At 42.6% G+C, this 15,913-nt stretch carries 12 protein-coding genes; 11 read left to right on the top strand and 1 reads right to left on the bottom strand.

Features of this window, described 5'->3' with window-relative positions:
- Nucleotides 1–7: 7 nt before the first annotated feature.
- Complete coding sequence (locus ACFSYC_RS00160) at nucleotides 8–1,150, bottom strand: polymerase (protein ID WP_377122015.1); 1,143 nt, start codon at nucleotides 1,148–1,150, stop codon at nucleotides 8–10.
- Nucleotides 1,151–1,325: 175 nt separating this feature from the next.
- On the opposite strand from ACFSYC_RS00160, the gene ACFSYC_RS00155 reads away from it, so the two are divergent.
- From ACFSYC_RS00155 to cyoE, 11 genes are all read left to right on the top strand, one after another.
- Complete coding sequence (locus tag ACFSYC_RS00155; protein ID WP_377122012.1) at nucleotides 1,326–2,306, top strand: deoxyhypusine synthase family protein; 981 nt, start codon at nucleotides 1,326–1,328, stop codon at nucleotides 2,304–2,306.
- Between the two features lie 196 nt (nucleotides 2,307–2,502).
- Entirely contained in the window at nucleotides 2,503–3,780 is a 1,278-nt protein-coding gene (locus ACFSYC_RS00150; RefSeq protein ID WP_377122009.1) for a c-type cytochrome, read from the top strand.
- 41 nt (nucleotides 3,781–3,821) lie between these two features.
- Entirely contained in the window at nucleotides 3,822–6,866 is a 3,045-nt protein-coding gene (locus ACFSYC_RS00145; protein ID WP_377122006.1) for a TAT-variant-translocated molybdopterin oxidoreductase, read from the top strand.
- A 19-nt stretch (nucleotides 6,867–6,885) separates the two neighbouring features.
- Nucleotides 6,886–8,358 carry an NrfD/PsrC family molybdoenzyme membrane anchor subunit gene (gene nrfD / locus ACFSYC_RS00140; protein WP_377122003.1) on the top strand — a complete coding sequence of 491 codons (1,473 nt, stop codon included), beginning with the start codon at nucleotides 6,886–6,888 and terminating at the stop codon, nucleotides 8,356–8,358.
- A 2-nt stretch (nucleotides 8,359–8,360) separates the two neighbouring features.
- On the top strand, nucleotides 8,361–8,897 hold the full coding sequence (locus tag ACFSYC_RS00135; RefSeq protein ID WP_377122000.1) for a DUF3341 domain-containing protein: 537 nt from the start codon (nucleotides 8,361–8,363) through the stop codon (nucleotides 8,895–8,897).
- Nucleotides 8,890–9,465 carry a c-type cytochrome gene (locus tag ACFSYC_RS00130; RefSeq protein WP_377121997.1) on the top strand — a complete coding sequence of 192 codons (576 nt, stop codon included), beginning with the start codon at nucleotides 8,890–8,892 and terminating at the stop codon, nucleotides 9,463–9,465. Before ACFSYC_RS00135 ends, ACFSYC_RS00130 begins: the two co-directional genes overlap by 8 nt.
- A 12-nt stretch (nucleotides 9,466–9,477) precedes the next feature.
- The gene (locus ACFSYC_RS00125) at nucleotides 9,478–10,758 is read left to right on the top strand and encodes a quinol:cytochrome C oxidoreductase (RefSeq protein ID WP_377121994.1); all 1,281 of its coding nucleotides are present in this window, start codon (nucleotides 9,478–9,480) and stop codon (nucleotides 10,756–10,758) included.
- Nucleotides 10,759–10,806: 48 nt separating this feature from the next.
- Nucleotides 10,807–11,985, top strand: a complete 1,179-nt coding sequence (locus ACFSYC_RS00120; protein WP_377121991.1) for a cytochrome c oxidase subunit II — start codon at nucleotides 10,807–10,809, stop codon at nucleotides 11,983–11,985.
- A gap of 9 nt (nucleotides 11,986–11,994) precedes the next feature.
- On the top strand, nucleotides 11,995–13,878 hold the full coding sequence (locus ACFSYC_RS00115) for a cytochrome c oxidase subunit I (protein WP_377121988.1): 1,884 nt from the start codon (nucleotides 11,995–11,997) through the stop codon (nucleotides 13,876–13,878).
- Nucleotides 13,879–13,964: 86 nt separating this feature from the next.
- Nucleotides 13,965–15,026 (top strand): COX15/CtaA family protein, encoded by a 1,062-nt coding sequence (locus ACFSYC_RS00110; RefSeq protein ID WP_377121985.1) that lies wholly within the window; start codon nucleotides 13,965–13,967, stop codon nucleotides 15,024–15,026.
- The gene (gene cyoE, locus ACFSYC_RS00105) at nucleotides 15,023–15,913 is read left to right on the top strand and encodes a heme o synthase (protein WP_377121982.1); all 891 of its coding nucleotides are present in this window, start codon (nucleotides 15,023–15,025) and stop codon (nucleotides 15,911–15,913) included. Before ACFSYC_RS00110 ends, cyoE begins: the two co-directional genes overlap by 4 nt.

The raw sequence follows: 15,913 nt of genomic DNA, 5'->3' as shown, positions 1-15,913 counted from the left end.
ACATCAATTAAAAAGACTGCCCTAGCCCCACATACAAACCGCTCAAACGTTTCTCGCCAACGGGTTGCTGCCCCATGCCGTAGTCTATACGTACTGCCAGGCCTTTTTCTAAATCAAAGAAATAACGAATACCACCCCCATAATTCGGTTTTAAAGCCGATATTTTGAATGAAGATTGGAATACCTCGCCACTACCTGCAAAGGCTGCTAGCCCTATGCGCTCGCTTAGGCGGTAACGTAATTCGGCTTGCCCAGCCAGCAAGTTACGGTCGCGGTAGCGGCCCTCGTAATACCCCCGCATTATTTCGTCATTACCCATAAGCGGGAGTAAATAAAAAGGCGAGCGCCTGCCGGTAAGGCTTTGTTCTTGTATATCTATACCCAAAACAAGCTTTTTACTCAGGGCAAAAAATTGTACGTATTCAATATTGAAAAAGCCACCCTGGTAGCTGTTATTGCCAAATACGCCCTGCATTAAGTTGTAGTAGGCATGTACATAAATCCCTTTAGTGGTGTAGGTGTTATTATTCCGATTGTCGTAACTAAAGCTTGGCCCCAGGTAAATAAACGAGCCGCCGCCACGATCCGACGATGGTATCACGGTATTAAGCGTGCCGGTGGCGTTGTCGCTGCCCAAATCATATTTATATGCTCCGCCTACCAAGCCAACGTATATGTTGCTCCCCAGGTTTCTAAGAGCGCTTAAATTTAGCCTGTAGCGTTTTTGCTGCAGATAATCTTCGTTAGCTTTTACTGTATTGTTGCCCACGCCGTAAAAATTTACGGGGAAATCTATACGACCCAGTTGCGCGGTTAAATTGTATTTATTTTGTGGCGACCAGTAATTGGTGCTTAGGTTTAAGCGGTTTTGCCCTTTGGTGGTAAGGGTAGCGTAAGCATATATGTTTGACAGGCGGGTTTCGCGGTGAATGGTATCAGTATAAAAGGAGTAAAGTGCCGCTCCACCTGCTTCAACTCCGGTTTCGGGCGCCGATGAAAGCACGGGTAACACTACAAAGCTGCCGCGTTTGGTTGTATCTTTTTCAAAATACATTTTACGTATAAACTTTGGGACAATGCGCTGTGCCTGTGCGGGCTGGGCGCTTTCAAAAACACTTAGGGTGATAAGTAAAAACAGGATTTTTTTCATACCGGTTGTTGGGACCGCAAGATACTGTTTACAAATTAAATTTTGTTTGGCAGATAATATTAGCAATATGATAATGTCGCTGGCTGGTTAATTGCGGTGGTTTATAACATTTTAAATTTACAGCCCCCTTTTACGCAAAATGCCTACTTTTGCGCAATATTTAAAAAGTATAATCATGAGCACAACTAAAGGACCCGTATCTCAGTTTATCGAGAAAAACTATCTGCATTTTAATGCCGCAGCGCTAATGGATGCTGCCAAAGGCTACGAAACTCATTTGCTTGAAGGCGGAAAAATGATGGTTACACTTGCCGGTGCCATGAGTACTGCCGAATTGGGTATATCGCTGGCCGAGATGATCCGTCAAGGCAAAATTGATATTATATCATGTACAGGTGCAAACCTGGAAGAAGATATTATGAACCTTGTAGCGCACTCGCACTACAAACGCGTACCTAATTACCGCGACCTTAGTCCGCAGGACGAGTGGGATCTTTTAGAGAACCATTACAACCGTGTAACTGATACTTGCATCCCTGAGGAAGAAGCTTTCCGCAGGCTGCAAAAGCATATCCATAAAATTTGGAAAGATGCTGATAATGCCGGCGAGCGCTATTTCCCGCATGAGTTTATGTACAAAATGCTGTTGAGTGGCGATTTGGAGCAGTACTATGAGATTGACCCAAAAAACTCATGGATGCTGGCCGCAGCAGAAATGAACCTGCCTATCGTTGTACCGGGTTGGGAAGACTCGACCATGGGCAACATCTTTGCATCATACGTTATTAAAAATGAGATAAAGGCTACAACCATGAAAAGCGGTATCGAATACATGACCTGGCTGGCAGACTGGTACCCAAAAAACTCTGGAGGTAAAGGTGTGGGCTTTTTCCAGATAGGTGGCGGTATAGCTGGCGACTTCCCGATATGTGTTGTACCTATGCTTTACCAGGATATGGAGATGCAGGACATTCCGTTCTGGAGCTACTTCTGCCAGATCTCAGACTCGACAACTTCATACGGTTCTTACTCGGGCGCGGTACCTAACGAGAAGATCACCTGGGGCAAGTTGGATGTTGCAACGCCTAAGTTTATTGTAGAGAGCGATGCTACCATCGTTGTACCGTTGATATTTGCCTGGTTGTTAGATCAATAAGATCGGCTTGGAATAATCATAAAATAGCTGCTTTTTTGATTATTTAGAATAATTATAAATTAGTTATAACTGTCATTAATTTGTCAGCGATTATTTAATAAATTATACTTTTGTGGCTGAAAATTCCGAGGAAACCTATGTTCTTTCCTCAGTTTGGCACACTATACAAATAACTATTTAGCATCAATACAACTTTATGAGTAGCATCTCATTAATTTTTAAACAATTCTCAAAGTCGGTTTTACTGCTTGCATGTTTTGCTGTTTGGGGAGTTTCTGCTAAGGCGCAAGGCGACCCTGCAAAAGGTGAAGCCACATTTAAGTCTGCTGGTTGTACCAGTTGTCATAAAATAGATGTGCGTTCAACCGGTCCGGCATTGGGTCCGCTTATCTCATCTGATACTAACGACAAATGGTTAACCGCGTGGATACACAACAGCCAGGCTTTGGTTCAGGCAGGCGATCCGAAAGCGAAAAAGATATTTGATGACTACGCTCAGACAGTGATGCCTCCGTATCCGCAACTATCTGACGGCGATGTTGCCGACATTTTAGCTTACGTACGTGCTGACTGGAAAAAACTGGAAGAAGCAAAAGCGAAAGCCGGGCCTGTTGCAGGAGCGGCTGTTGATCAGGGACCAAGCAGTGTTACTGTTTATATCCTTATTGCTATTGTTGTTATCGCGTTTATCATCATATTGGTGTTAAACAGAATCATATCAGCTTTAGAGCGTTTATTAAGCAGCAAAAGATTATTACCTGTTGAAGAAACCTTAGCAGCGGACGGATCAGTTGTTTTGGCTGACAAATACGTTTTCTTAAGAAAGATCTTAAAAAACAAGAAACTGGTTTTCTTTATCCTGCTTTGTGGTACTGTTGCAATGGGCAGCCTTACTTGGGTGACTTTATGGAACACCAACGTTCACCAGGGTTACCAGCCGGTGCAGCCTATCAAATATTCGCACGAGTTACACGCAGGCGTCATGAAAATTGAATGTCAATATTGCCACAGCGGCGCATTCAAATCTAAAAACGCTTCAATCCCGTCATTAAACGTTTGTATGAACTGCCACAAATCTGTTAAAACAGAGTCGCCGGAAATACACAAAATTTACGACGCTTTGGGTTACGATCCAGGGACTCAGAAATACGATGAGAAAAAGGCAAAACCTATTCAATGGGTACGTATTCATAACCTGCCTGATTTCGCTTACTTTAATCACTCTCAACACACTACCGTTGGTGGTATAAAATGCCAAACCTGCCATGGCCCGGTTGAAACCATGAAAGAGGTTTACCAATACTCGCCACTTACCATGAAATGGTGTATACAGTGCCACAAACGTACTGACATTAACATTAAAGGTAACGGTTACTACGAAAACATGTTGGCGGTGCACGACCTGATTAAAAAAGGCGCTAAAGTTACACCCGCGCAATTGGGTGGTATCGAGTGTGGTAAATGCCACTATTAATTATAACAGAACTTAGCATTACAGTTTATACTATAGCTTAAATGGATAGCAATAAAAAATACTGGAAAGGTTTAGAAGAGCTAAACAAGTCGCCAGAATTTGTTGAAAAGAATAAACATGAATTCGCGGAGCCCATTCCAATCGAAGATGTTTTGAGCGGAGATGGTTTACTAGGAAAAACACCTCGTCGCGACTTTTTAAAGGCGGTTGGTTTTGGTGTAGGCGCGGTTACGTTGGCAGCCTGCCAAAAAGTACCGGTACACAAGTCAATACCTTATTTAATTAAGCCTGAAGAAATTACTCCGGGTGTAGCTAACTACTACGCATCAACTTTAGAAGGTCATGCTATTTTGGTTAAAACCCGCGAGGGCCGCCCTATTAAAGTTGAGGGTAACCCAAATGATGTATTAGCAAAAGGCGGTTTAAGTGCAACAGCACAAGCATCTGTACTTGATCTTTATGACGTTAGCCGCGTTAAAGCACCTTTGCATGAAGGTAGCGAGAAAGAGTGGAGCGATCTTGACGATTTAGTTAAGTTAGAGCTTGCAAAAATTGCCGACTCGGGCAAAAAGATCAGATTGATCACATCAACTGTGACCAGCCCGTCAACCTTAGGCGTAATTGCTGATTTTGTTGCAGCTTTCCCTACGTCTAAACATATTAACTACGACGCGGTATCATATACCGGTATCATACAGGCCAACCAAAACAGCTTTGGTAAAGCAGTATTGCCTCATTACAGTTTTGATAAGGCTGATGTTATTGTAAGCTTTGGTGCAGATTTCCTTGGAACATGGATTTCTGGAGAGGAGTTTACCCGTCAGTACGTAACCAACCGTAACGATAAATCATTAAAGGCTAAAAAGATGTCTCGCCATATCCAGTTTGAAACCGGTATGAGCTTGACAGGTACTAACGCTGACGTTCGTATCCCTCTTAAACCGTCAGAAGAAGGGGTAGCTTTAATCAACCTTTATAACGCTATTACCGGTACAACGTTACCAGGTAGCAAAAAATTGGAAAGCAACTCAACCAACAACGCTATCACTATTGCAGCTAAAGAATTAGCTGCCGCTAAAGGTAAGGCATTGGTTGTTGCAGGCTCAAACGATGTTGCCGTACAAATACTGGTAAACGCAATTAATGGCGCTTTAGGCAGCTATGGCACTACTATTGATCTTGACAATCCGTCAAACCAATGCCAGGGTAATGATGCTGATTTTGCCGAGTTTATAAACGAAGCAAAAAGAGGCGAAGTTGGCGCGGTATTATTCTTGAACGCTAACCCGGTTTACGATTACTTTAACGCAAAATCAGTTACGGACGCACTTGCTAAGGTGCCGTTGAAAATTTCTTTTGCAGCCAACTTAGACGAAACTACTGCTGTTTGTAATGTTGTAGCGCCTAACCATCATTACTTAGAATCGTGGGGTGATGATAACGCTATTTACGGTTACTTTACAGTATTGCAGCCAACCATTAATCCCGTTTACAATACTCGTCAAGCCGAAGAAAGTTTATTAAGATGGAGCAGCAACCCTGTTACCAGCTACTATACTTACGTTACTAATATTTGGACAACAGGCATCCTGCCACTTGTAGGTGTAACTGGTACAAAGGGTTGGGAAACTTTATTGCAAACAGGTTTTGTTAAAACGGCAAGTGCACCGCTTACTGCTTACACTTTTAGCCGTGATTTGAACGCCGTAGCACAGACTATCATATCGCAAAGCGCTAAACAAGTAGCAGGCGAAAAAGACTTTGAACTACATTTATACCAAAATAACGCTATCCGCGACGGTCGACATGCAAACAACCCTTGGTTACAAGAGTTACCGGATGCCGTATCTAAAGTAACCTGGGATAACTATGCTGCCATGTCGCTTACTGACCTTAAGAGATTGGGTTTTCAGGAAGGTGATGTGATCACTTTAGACGCTAACGGTACTTCTATCGCTTTACCTGTGTTGTTACAACCGGGCCAGGCAGAAGGTACAATATCGGTAGCGGTGGGTTATGGCCGTACTAAAGGTGGTAAAGTAATTGAATCAGGAGTTGGTAAAAACGCGTTCCCGCTATACAGTTTCCGTAACGGTACGCTGCAAAACAACAATGTTGTTAAAATATCAGCAACCGGCGATCAGATCATCCTAGCGCAAACACAAACGCACCACTCTTATGAAGGTCGTAACGTTGTTCGCGAAGCTAAATTTGTTGAATATCAAAAGAATCCATTTAAAGGCAGTGGTAAAGACGGCGAACACAAGGTTTACGAAACTTTGTGGGAGAACTACGATACTCCTACCTACAACTGGGTAATGGCTATCGACCTTAATGCTTGTACCGGTTGCGGTGCCTGCGTGGTGGCTTGTAATGCCGAAAATAATATCCCGGTTGTTGGCCGTGATGAGGTACGTAAACGCCGCGAGATGCACTGGATACGTATTGACCGTTACTATAGCTTTAACGAGAAAGGCGAAAGCATTACCGAGGAGAAGGAAATAGACAAACTGGAAGACTTTAACAATGTATCGGTTGTCCACCAGCCAATGCTTTGCCAGCACTGTGACCACGCTCCTTGCGAGACTGTTTGCCCGGTTTTAGCTACCGTACACTCGTCCGAAGGTTTGAACCACATGGCTTATAACCGTTGCGTAGGAACACGTTATTGCGCTAACAACTGTCCGTTTAAAGTACGTCGCTTCAACTGGTTTAACTACTGGAACGATTCTCGTTTTGAAAACTACCTGCAAGAGCAACATACTCAACTGGTATTAAACCCAGACGTAACTACCCGTTTCCGTGGTGTTATGGAGAAATGCTCGATGTGTGTTCAACGTATCCAGGCTGGTAAACTACAAGCTAAAATGGAGAAACGCCCAGTTAAAGATGGCGATATCCAGGTAGCTTGCGCGCAAACCTGCTCCGCTAACGCGATTGTATTTGGCAATGGTAATGACCCTAACTCTGAAGTATCAAAAGCTTTAAGAAGTGAAAGAACTTACTATGTGTTAGAAGAGCTTAACGTAGTGCCGGGTATTGGTTACCAGGTTAAAGTGAGAAATACAACAGAATCAGAAGCTTAATTTTTACAATAGCTATAATATGGCATCTCATAAAGAATCAATAATTAGGGAACCGTTAGTTACCGGCACAGGCATAACCTATGCCAAGGTAACCGACGACGTATTGTTCCCGGTTGAAAATAAACCTAATAAAGCGTGGTGGATTGGATTTGTGGTTTCGGCATTAGGCGCTTTACTGTGGGTATTTGCAGTAAGTTGGACGTTTTGGTACGGTATAGGCGTTTGGGGCCTAAATAAAACTGTAGGCTGGGCCTGGGACATCACCGGTTTCGTATGGTGGGTAGGTATCGGTCACGCCGGTACGCTTATCTCTGCTGTATTGTTATTATTCCGTCAAAAATGGCGTAACTCAATTAACCGTTCTGCCGAGGCGATGACCATCTTCGCAGTAATTTGCGCAGCTACTTACATTGTAGCGCACATGGGCCGCCCCTGGATGGCACTATATTGCTTACCGTTACCCAACCAATACGGATCATTATGGGTTAACTTTAACTCACCGTTGATTTGGGACGTATTTGCGATCTCTACTTATTTTTCTGTGTCATTAGTATTCTGGTACACAGGTTTATTACCGGATATTGCTACTATACGTGATCGTGGTACAGGTTGGTACCGTCGTGTTTACTCTATCCTTTCCTTTGGATGGACAGGTTCAGTTAAAACTTGGCAACGTTTTGAAACTGTGTCATTAATATTGGCAGGTGTTTCAACTCCACTGGTACTTTCAGTACACACTATTGTATCAATGGACTTTGCAACTTCGTTGGAGCCAGGATGGCACACCACCATTTTCCCTCCATACTTCGTTGCAGGTGCTATCTTTTCTGGTTTCGCAATGGTGCAAACACTATTGCTGGTCACCCGTAAGGTATTAGGCCTGGAAAACTATATCACCATGTTCCACATCGAATCAATGAACAAGATCATCCTTGTAACAGGTTCGGTAGTAGGTGTGGCTTATATCACTGAGTTCTTTATCGCTTACTATAGCGGTGGCGAGTACGAGCAGTATACTTTCTTAAACAGGTTTGTTGGGCCGTACTGGTGGGCAGCTTGTATGATGTATGGCTGCAACGTATTGATGACCCAGGTAATGTGGTTTAAACGCGTTCGTACCAATATTGCTATGTCATGGGTATTGTCAATCATCGTAAATATCGGTATGTGGTTTGAGCGTTTCGTGATCATCGTAACCTCATTACACCGTGATTTCATACCATCAAGCTGGGCTATGTTTTATCCAAGCTGGGTTGACGTGTCGTTGTTCATCGGTTCAATAGGCGTATTCTTTACCTTGTTCCTGTTGTTTATCCGCGTGTTGCCTTCTATAGCAATGGCCGAGGTTAAATTGCTGTTGAAAGAGCAAAGCGAAGAATACAAATTAAAACAGATCAAAGAGGGTAATCTTGATCCTGAGCAAGTGAAATTCTACAAGGAATCATTGAAGAAATTTGATAGTGTTGATCTATCAGCATATGAAAACGTATAATTATGAGCAGCACTAAATTTATATTAGGTCTTTTTGACGATCCGGATGTAATGATGCACGGTATCGACAAGCTACAGAAAAATAGTGTCCCTATTTATGATGTATATACGCCAATGCCTATCCACGGTATTGAAGCAAAATTAGGTATCAAAGATTCGCGTTTAGGTTATGCTGCATTCATGTTTGGCTGTGTAGGTGGTACCACTATCTTAAGTTTAGTATACTATTTCCTGGTGCATGACTGGCCAATGAACATAGGCGGCAAGCCACACTTCGCTCTTCCGGATTTTATCCCGGTTACGTTTGAGTGGACTGTATTATTTGCTTCATATGGTATGGCATTTACGTTCTTTTACGCTACGCATTTATTCCCGGGCCGTGCGCCGAGAGTAATGGACCTTAGAGCGACTAATGACCGTTTTGTTATAGCTATCGACGCTAAGGGCAACACGCCACATGATGATATTACAAACTTGCTTAAAGAAGCGGGAGCTGTTGAAGTTAAGCATAACGACAGAAAATATGTTAGCTATGAATAAGTATAAAGTATTGGGTATTGCGGTTATTACCGTTGCTGCAGCGATAGTTACCACGTCGTGCAATGATAAGAGAAGTACCGGATGGGAGTATGCCCCCAATATGTATGAGCATCTTGCATTTGACCCGGATCAAAAAAATCCGAACTTCAAAGATGGCAAAACAGCTCAGTTACCACCGGCGGGTACTACACCGGTAGGTTTTACCAGATTTGATTATCCGTCAACAACCGAAGGTTATACCCTGGCTAGTGTTGAGGTTAAAAACATATTGGCCTATACATCAACAAATATAGAGCAGGGTAAAAAATTATATATCACATTTTGCTCTCCTTGCCATGGTGCAACAGGCCAGGGTGATGGTACGGTTACTACACACGGTTTCCCTGCGCCTCCATCGTACTCAAAAGGGCAATCATCACGTGGTGGTGCAATGAAAGATTTAACCGATGGTAAGATCTATCATACGATTACTTACGGCTTAAATGCTATGGGCTCTTACGCTTCGCAGCTATCGCCGGAAGAGCGTTGGAAAGTGACCATGTACGTTCACCATTTACAAACTTTATAAGAAACTGAATTAATGGAAACTCATAACAGTTTTAACGAACAATTTGAATTTAGCAGTAAAGGCAAAACCTGGAGCCTTATAGGCATTGTTATAGGCATTTTAGCTATAGCATTCGGGCTTCTTTACAAGGACAGTCACGGTGAAAGCCATGTTGAGCGTACATTTGCAAACCTTTTGCTAAATGGTTACTACTTTGCCTGCGTATGTATAGCCGGTATTTTCTTTTGCTCATTGCAATATGCGGCACAAGCAGGTTGGTCTGCAGCACTATTACGTGTGCCCCAGGCTTTTGCGAAGATGTTACCTTATGCTGCCGCAATATTGATATTGATTGTGGCTTGTGGCTTGTTTTTAACTCAAGAGATAGTTACTCACGAAGGGCACCACCAAATCACGGGTACTTACCTTTATAAAGAGTGGGCCTCTAAGGCGTTTACCGAGCATGGTAATGCGGCCTATAATCACCTTATTGCAGGTAAAGCCGACTACTTAAATGTTCCTTTTTTTATAGGCCGTATCGTGGCTTACCTAGTAGCGTACAGTATACTTGGTTTACTCTTAGTAAAATATTCAACTAACGAGGATGAATTAGGGGGTATGGTTAACTACAAAAAGAGCTTTAACATAGGTGTAACTTTCTTAGTTATATTTGGTTTTACTGTGCCATTGTTTGCTTTTGATACCATTATGTCATTAGATGCGCATTGGTTTTCAACGATGTTTGGCTGGTACAACTTTGCAGCGATGTGGGTTAGTGGTTTGGCAGTTATAACGCTACTGCTTATTACCCTGCGCAAACAAGGTTACTTTAGCTGGATCACCGTGGATCATTTGCACAATTTAGGCCAGTTAATGTTTGGCTTCTCTATTTTCTGGACGTATTTGTGGTTCGCTCAGTTCTTGCTGATCTATTACGCTAACATCCCTGAAGAAACTGTATATTTTTACAAAAGGTGGGAACCTGAATTTCAGCCTTGGTTCTGGTTAAATATTGTTATTAACTTTCTTGCACCGTTCTTAATATTAATGTCCCGCGATTCAAAACGTGCGATAGGCGTATTAAAAGTAGCTTGTATTGTTTTAATATGCGGCCACTGGTTAGATTACTATATGATGATCATGCCTGCTACAGTAGGCCCGCACCACAGAGGTTTTGGTGTAGAAGAGATCGGTATATTTTTAGGTTTTGTTGGATTGTTTTGTTTCCTGTTTTTTACCACATTAAGCAAATTTAAATCGCTCATTCCTAAAAACCACCCATTCATCGGTGAGAGCTTACATCATCACATATAATAATTACTAAATTTGCAACCCAATAAAGAATACCAAACGACCAATACAATGGCATTCAAACAAATAATAGATTCTAAAAAGGTAACTGCGCTTTTAGCAGTGTTTATGCTTGTGGGCACTAACACACTGATGGCACAGGCTACCGCAGCGGCCCAGGCTGAAAAACCGGGTGTTAACTGGTTAAGCGTAGGTTTTTACGTACTTCTTTTCTTTATAGCATGCATATCAATTGCTGTTATAGGTAAAGTACTAAAAGTATATGACCTAAGCCAGCAGATACAAGGTAAAAAAGGTATCCAGTGGAACAATATTATGGCTATTATATGCCTGGTGTTTTTAGTGTTTGGTTTAGCAGGCGCATACTGGGATTTTACCGAGCATGGTACTAAAACCTTACCTGCAGCAGCTTCAGAACACGGCGTTAAAATAGACGCAATGTTTTTTACGACGTCAATCATCACTATGTTTGTAGCTGTTGTTACCCAGATATTGTTATTTACCTTTTTATTTAGATACAAACACTCAGACAAACGCAGAGCTTACTACTTACCTCATAACAATACCATCGAGAAAGTTTGGACGATTATCCCGGCTATTGTTTTAACAGTATTGGTGATATTTGGTTTCTTTACGTGGCAAGAAGTGGAAAACAGTGCCGAGGTTGCCGGTAAACCATCTATCAACATAGATATTACAGGTAAACAGTTTTCGTGGGACATTCGTTACGCAGGTACTGATAACGTGTTAGGTAAAAAGAATTTCAAGCTAATTGTTGGGAGCAACAAACTGGGCCTTGATTTTAAAGACAAGAATGGCCTTGACGATTTGTTAGCTGATACTTTAGTATTGCCGGTGAATAAAACCATACGCTTAAATATATTTGCCCAGGACGTAATACATAGCGTTTACATGCCACACTTTAGGGTGCAGCAAAATGCGGTGCCGGGTTTACCAACATTTTTCAAATTTAAACCGACGTTAACAACGGAGCAGATGCGTGCTAAGACAGAGAATCCAGAGTTTGAATACACCCTTTACTGCAACAAAATTTGCGGAGCCAGCCACTACAACATGCAAAAAGTTGTACGCGTTGTTACAGAGGGCGAATACAACCAATGGATAACCAAACAAAAATTGTATTTAAGCCCGCAATTGCGTACAGAGCTAAAAATGGCATCAGCAGATCAAAATCAAGGTATTACACAAAAGTTAGCGTTAAACAATTAATTAGCGATTATGTCAACATTATCAGTTCACGATCACGGAGTAGCACATCACGAAGACGGTCACGAGCATCACCACGATACTTTCCTTACTAAATACGTATTTAGCCAGGATCACAAAATGATTGCCAAGCAATTCCTGATAACAGGTATTACGATGGCGGTTATTGCGATGATTTTATCTATACTTTTCAGGATCCAATTAGCGTATCCTGACAAAGCGTTTCCGTTAATGGAAACATTATTGGGCCGTTTTGCTCCAGAGGGTCGCTTAGATCCGGAGTTCTACCTGTCATTAGTTACTATCCACGGTACCATTATGGTATTCTTTGTATTAACGGCCGGCTTGAGTGGTACTTTCAGTAACTTACTAATACCACTTCAAATTGGCGCCCGAGATATGGCATCGCCATTTATGAATATGTTGTCATACTGGTTCTTCTTTATGGCTTGTATTATCATGTTGTCATCATTCTTTATCCAAAAGGGCCCTGCCGGTCCGGGATGGACGATCTATCCGCCATTATCTGCATTGCCACAGGCCATGAAAGGTTCTGGGACGGGTATGACGTTATGGTTAATTAGTATGGTACTTTTCGTAGCATCATCATTAATGGGTGGTATCAACTACGTTAGTACAGTATTAAACATGCGTACTAAAGGGATGGACCTTTGGAAGATGCCTTTGACCATCTGGGCGTTTTTCTTAACCGCTATATTAGGTGTGTTATCATTCCCTGTATTAGTTGCAGGGGTGGTGTTATTGATATTTGACCGTAGCTTTGGTACGAGCTTTTACCTATCAGACATCGTTGTCGCCGGTCAGGTTATGCCGTTTGAAGGTGGTAGCCCAATTCTGTTCCAGCATTTATTCTGGTTCCTTGGTCACCCGGAGGTATACATCGTAATTATGCCTGCAATGGGTATTTCGTCAGAGGTTATGTCTGTAAACTCGCGTAAACCAATTTTTGGTTACCACGCAATGGTTTACTCGCTGATAGGTATTACTGTGTTATCTTTCATAGTATGGGGTCACCACATGTTTATTACTGGTATGAACCCGTTTCTGGGTGGGGTGTTTATGATCACTACTTTGATTATCGCGGTACCATCGGCGGTAAAAACTTTTAACTGGTTAGCTACACTATGGCGCGGTAACATCAGGTTTACACCTGCAATGTTGTTCGCTATCGGCATGGTGTCATTCTTTATTTCTGGTGGTATTACCGGAATATTCTTAGGTAACGCCGCGTTAGACATCAATTTACACGATACCTATTTTGTGGTAGCCCACTTCCACTTGGTAATGGGTTCGGCCGCTATATTTGGCATGTTGGCGGGTGTGTACCACTGGTTCCCTAAAATGTTTGGCCGTTTAATGGACGAAAAATTAGGCTACCTGCACTTCTGGTTAACTTTCATTGGCGCTTACCTGGTATTCTTCCCAATGCACTTTATGGGCCTTGATGGTGTACCACGTCGTTATTATTCAATGACCGAGTTCCCTGCGTTTAACCAATGGATGTCTGTAAACTTATTCATTACCTGGGCAGCTATCATGTCCGCATGTGCGCAGGTGGCATTCTTATTTAACTTTATACACTCTATTTTCTGGGGTAAAGAGGCAACTCAAAATCCATGGCAGTCTAATACATTAGAGTGGACTACACCTGTTGAGCGGATCCACGGTAACTGGCCGGGCGAGATCCCAAGCGTTTACCGTTGGCCATATGATTACAGTAAGCCGGGTGCCGAAGATGATTATATTCCTCAAACAGTTCCGCTTTCGCAAACCATGAGTTCAAACCTTCCGCACGATTTTGAAGATAATCCTGCAGGTTTAGATGCTCAGGCTAAGTGGACAAACACAAAAAGCACAAACGAAGAAGTAAAGTAAATAAACTTACCGATCTGATCTTTTAGGGTATCTGTACCGGAAATAAATTCCATAACAGGTACCCTAATTTGTTAGAAAACATTTAGATGAGTAACCCAAAAGCAAAAAACAGATTCAGAAAGACTAACCTCTTGAGTATAGCTCTGCTTTTTGTTTTGATATTGGCGGGTGGTGTAGTGCGTAGCACCGGCTCGGGCATGGGCTGCCCGGATTGGCCTAAATGCTTCGGCCAATATATACCACCAACAGACGTTACTGATTTGCCGACCGGGTATAAAGACAAATATGTTGCAGGCCGCCTGGCCAAAAATCAGCGCTTTGCAAACACACTTGATGTATTCGGTTACAGTGATTTAGCGAAGCGCCTGCGCGAGGACAAATCGATACTGATACCCGAAGAGTTTAATGTAGCCAGAACCTGGACAGAGTACGGTAACCGTTTGATAGGCGCGCTGTCTGGTATATTTTTGTTGCTCACGGCAGTTTACTCTTTTAGTTATCGCGATGCTAGTAAGCTGATACCTTATTTAAGTGTATTTAACCTGGTGTTGATCGCTTTTCAGGCTTGGTTAGGGTCAATAGTGGTATCAAGCAACCTAGTAGCCTGGATCATCACTGTACACCTCTTAATAGCTTTGGCTATATTGGCTATTTGTATTACTACCTATCATTTGGCTAAGGTGGCCGGCCGCCCAAAACTAAGGGTGAATCCGGTTACGCATATTGTTACTTTCCTATCGTTAGCTATTACGCTACTGCAAATAACTTTTGGTACCGAAGTACGCGAAAAGATAGACGCGGTGTCAAATCGTTTACAGGGCGGTTACCGTTCCGAATGGATCAAGAACGCCGGCGACATATTTGCGCACCATCGTGACCTTGCTGTTTTTGTTTTGGTCATAAATCTATTACTGTTTGGGTTGATTCGTAGAGCGTTCAGCAGGCACTCCTTACAGCAACAGATCATGAGCTTTAGCTTTTTAATTATTATGCTGCAGATAGTTACCGGAATAATATTATCATATCTGGCGTTGCCGCCATACGCGCAGGCCTTGCACATACTGTTGGCTAGCCTGATTTTTGGAGCGCAGTATTATTTAATGTTAAATTTATACCGGTCGGTTAACATACACGGAGGAGGACGATGAAGGGAAGTGATTTTTCAAAACTGATCAAATTCAGACTCACATTCCTCGTAGTGTTTTCGGCCTCGATATCTTTTATCATTGCAGTAAAAGCAAACGGTGGCGACACTTGGGGATCATTATATAGCGCCACCATGTGGATTAACTGGTTAAAGCTGGTTGCCGGTGGCTTTTTAGTTACCGCTGCGGCTAATTGCTTTAACGAGGTAATTGAGGTTGACCTTGATAAATTAATGAAACGCACTATGGACCGCCCAATGCCTGCCGGCAGAATGACTACCGGCCAGGGTTTGGTATTAGGATTAGGCATGGGTATAGCCGGTACTTACTTACTTGGCTCATTAAACTTACTGACGGGTTTGTTATCTGTGTTCTCCATTTTATTATATGCGTTTGCTTATACGCCTCTAAAGCGTAAATCGCCTATATCAGTATTTGTTGGGGCTATACCTGGGGCCTTACCGGCGCTAATAGGTTACGTTGCAGGACAGCCACGCGGCCATATTGACCAGATTGCTTTGATTTTATTCTCTATACAGTTTATATGGCAGTTTGTGCACTTTTGGGCAATAGCCTGGGTGTTAGACGACGATTATAAATTAGCCGGTTTCCGTTTGTTGCCAACGCAGAAGAGGGATAGAGCCAGCGCTGTAGTAACTGTGCTGTTTGCTATTATATTGGTACCTGTGAGTTTATTGCCAACCTTTTACGGCTATGGCGGTTACTACGTAGGTGGCGTATCGCTGGTTTGTAGCTTGATATTTTTATACCAGTCAATAGGTTTGTTACGTACCCTGCAAATTGCAGAGGCCCGCAAGCTGATGTTTGGCTCGTTTTTTTATTTGCCTGTAGTGCAACTAATGTTTTTATTTGATTTTATAGCGAAGTAA

The organism is Mucilaginibacter antarcticus, from assembly GCF_042686155.1.
GTDB lineage: Bacteria > Bacteroidota > Bacteroidia > Sphingobacteriales > Sphingobacteriaceae > Mucilaginibacter > Mucilaginibacter antarcticus.
This window is presented reverse-complemented; position numbering and strand designations above follow the sequence as displayed.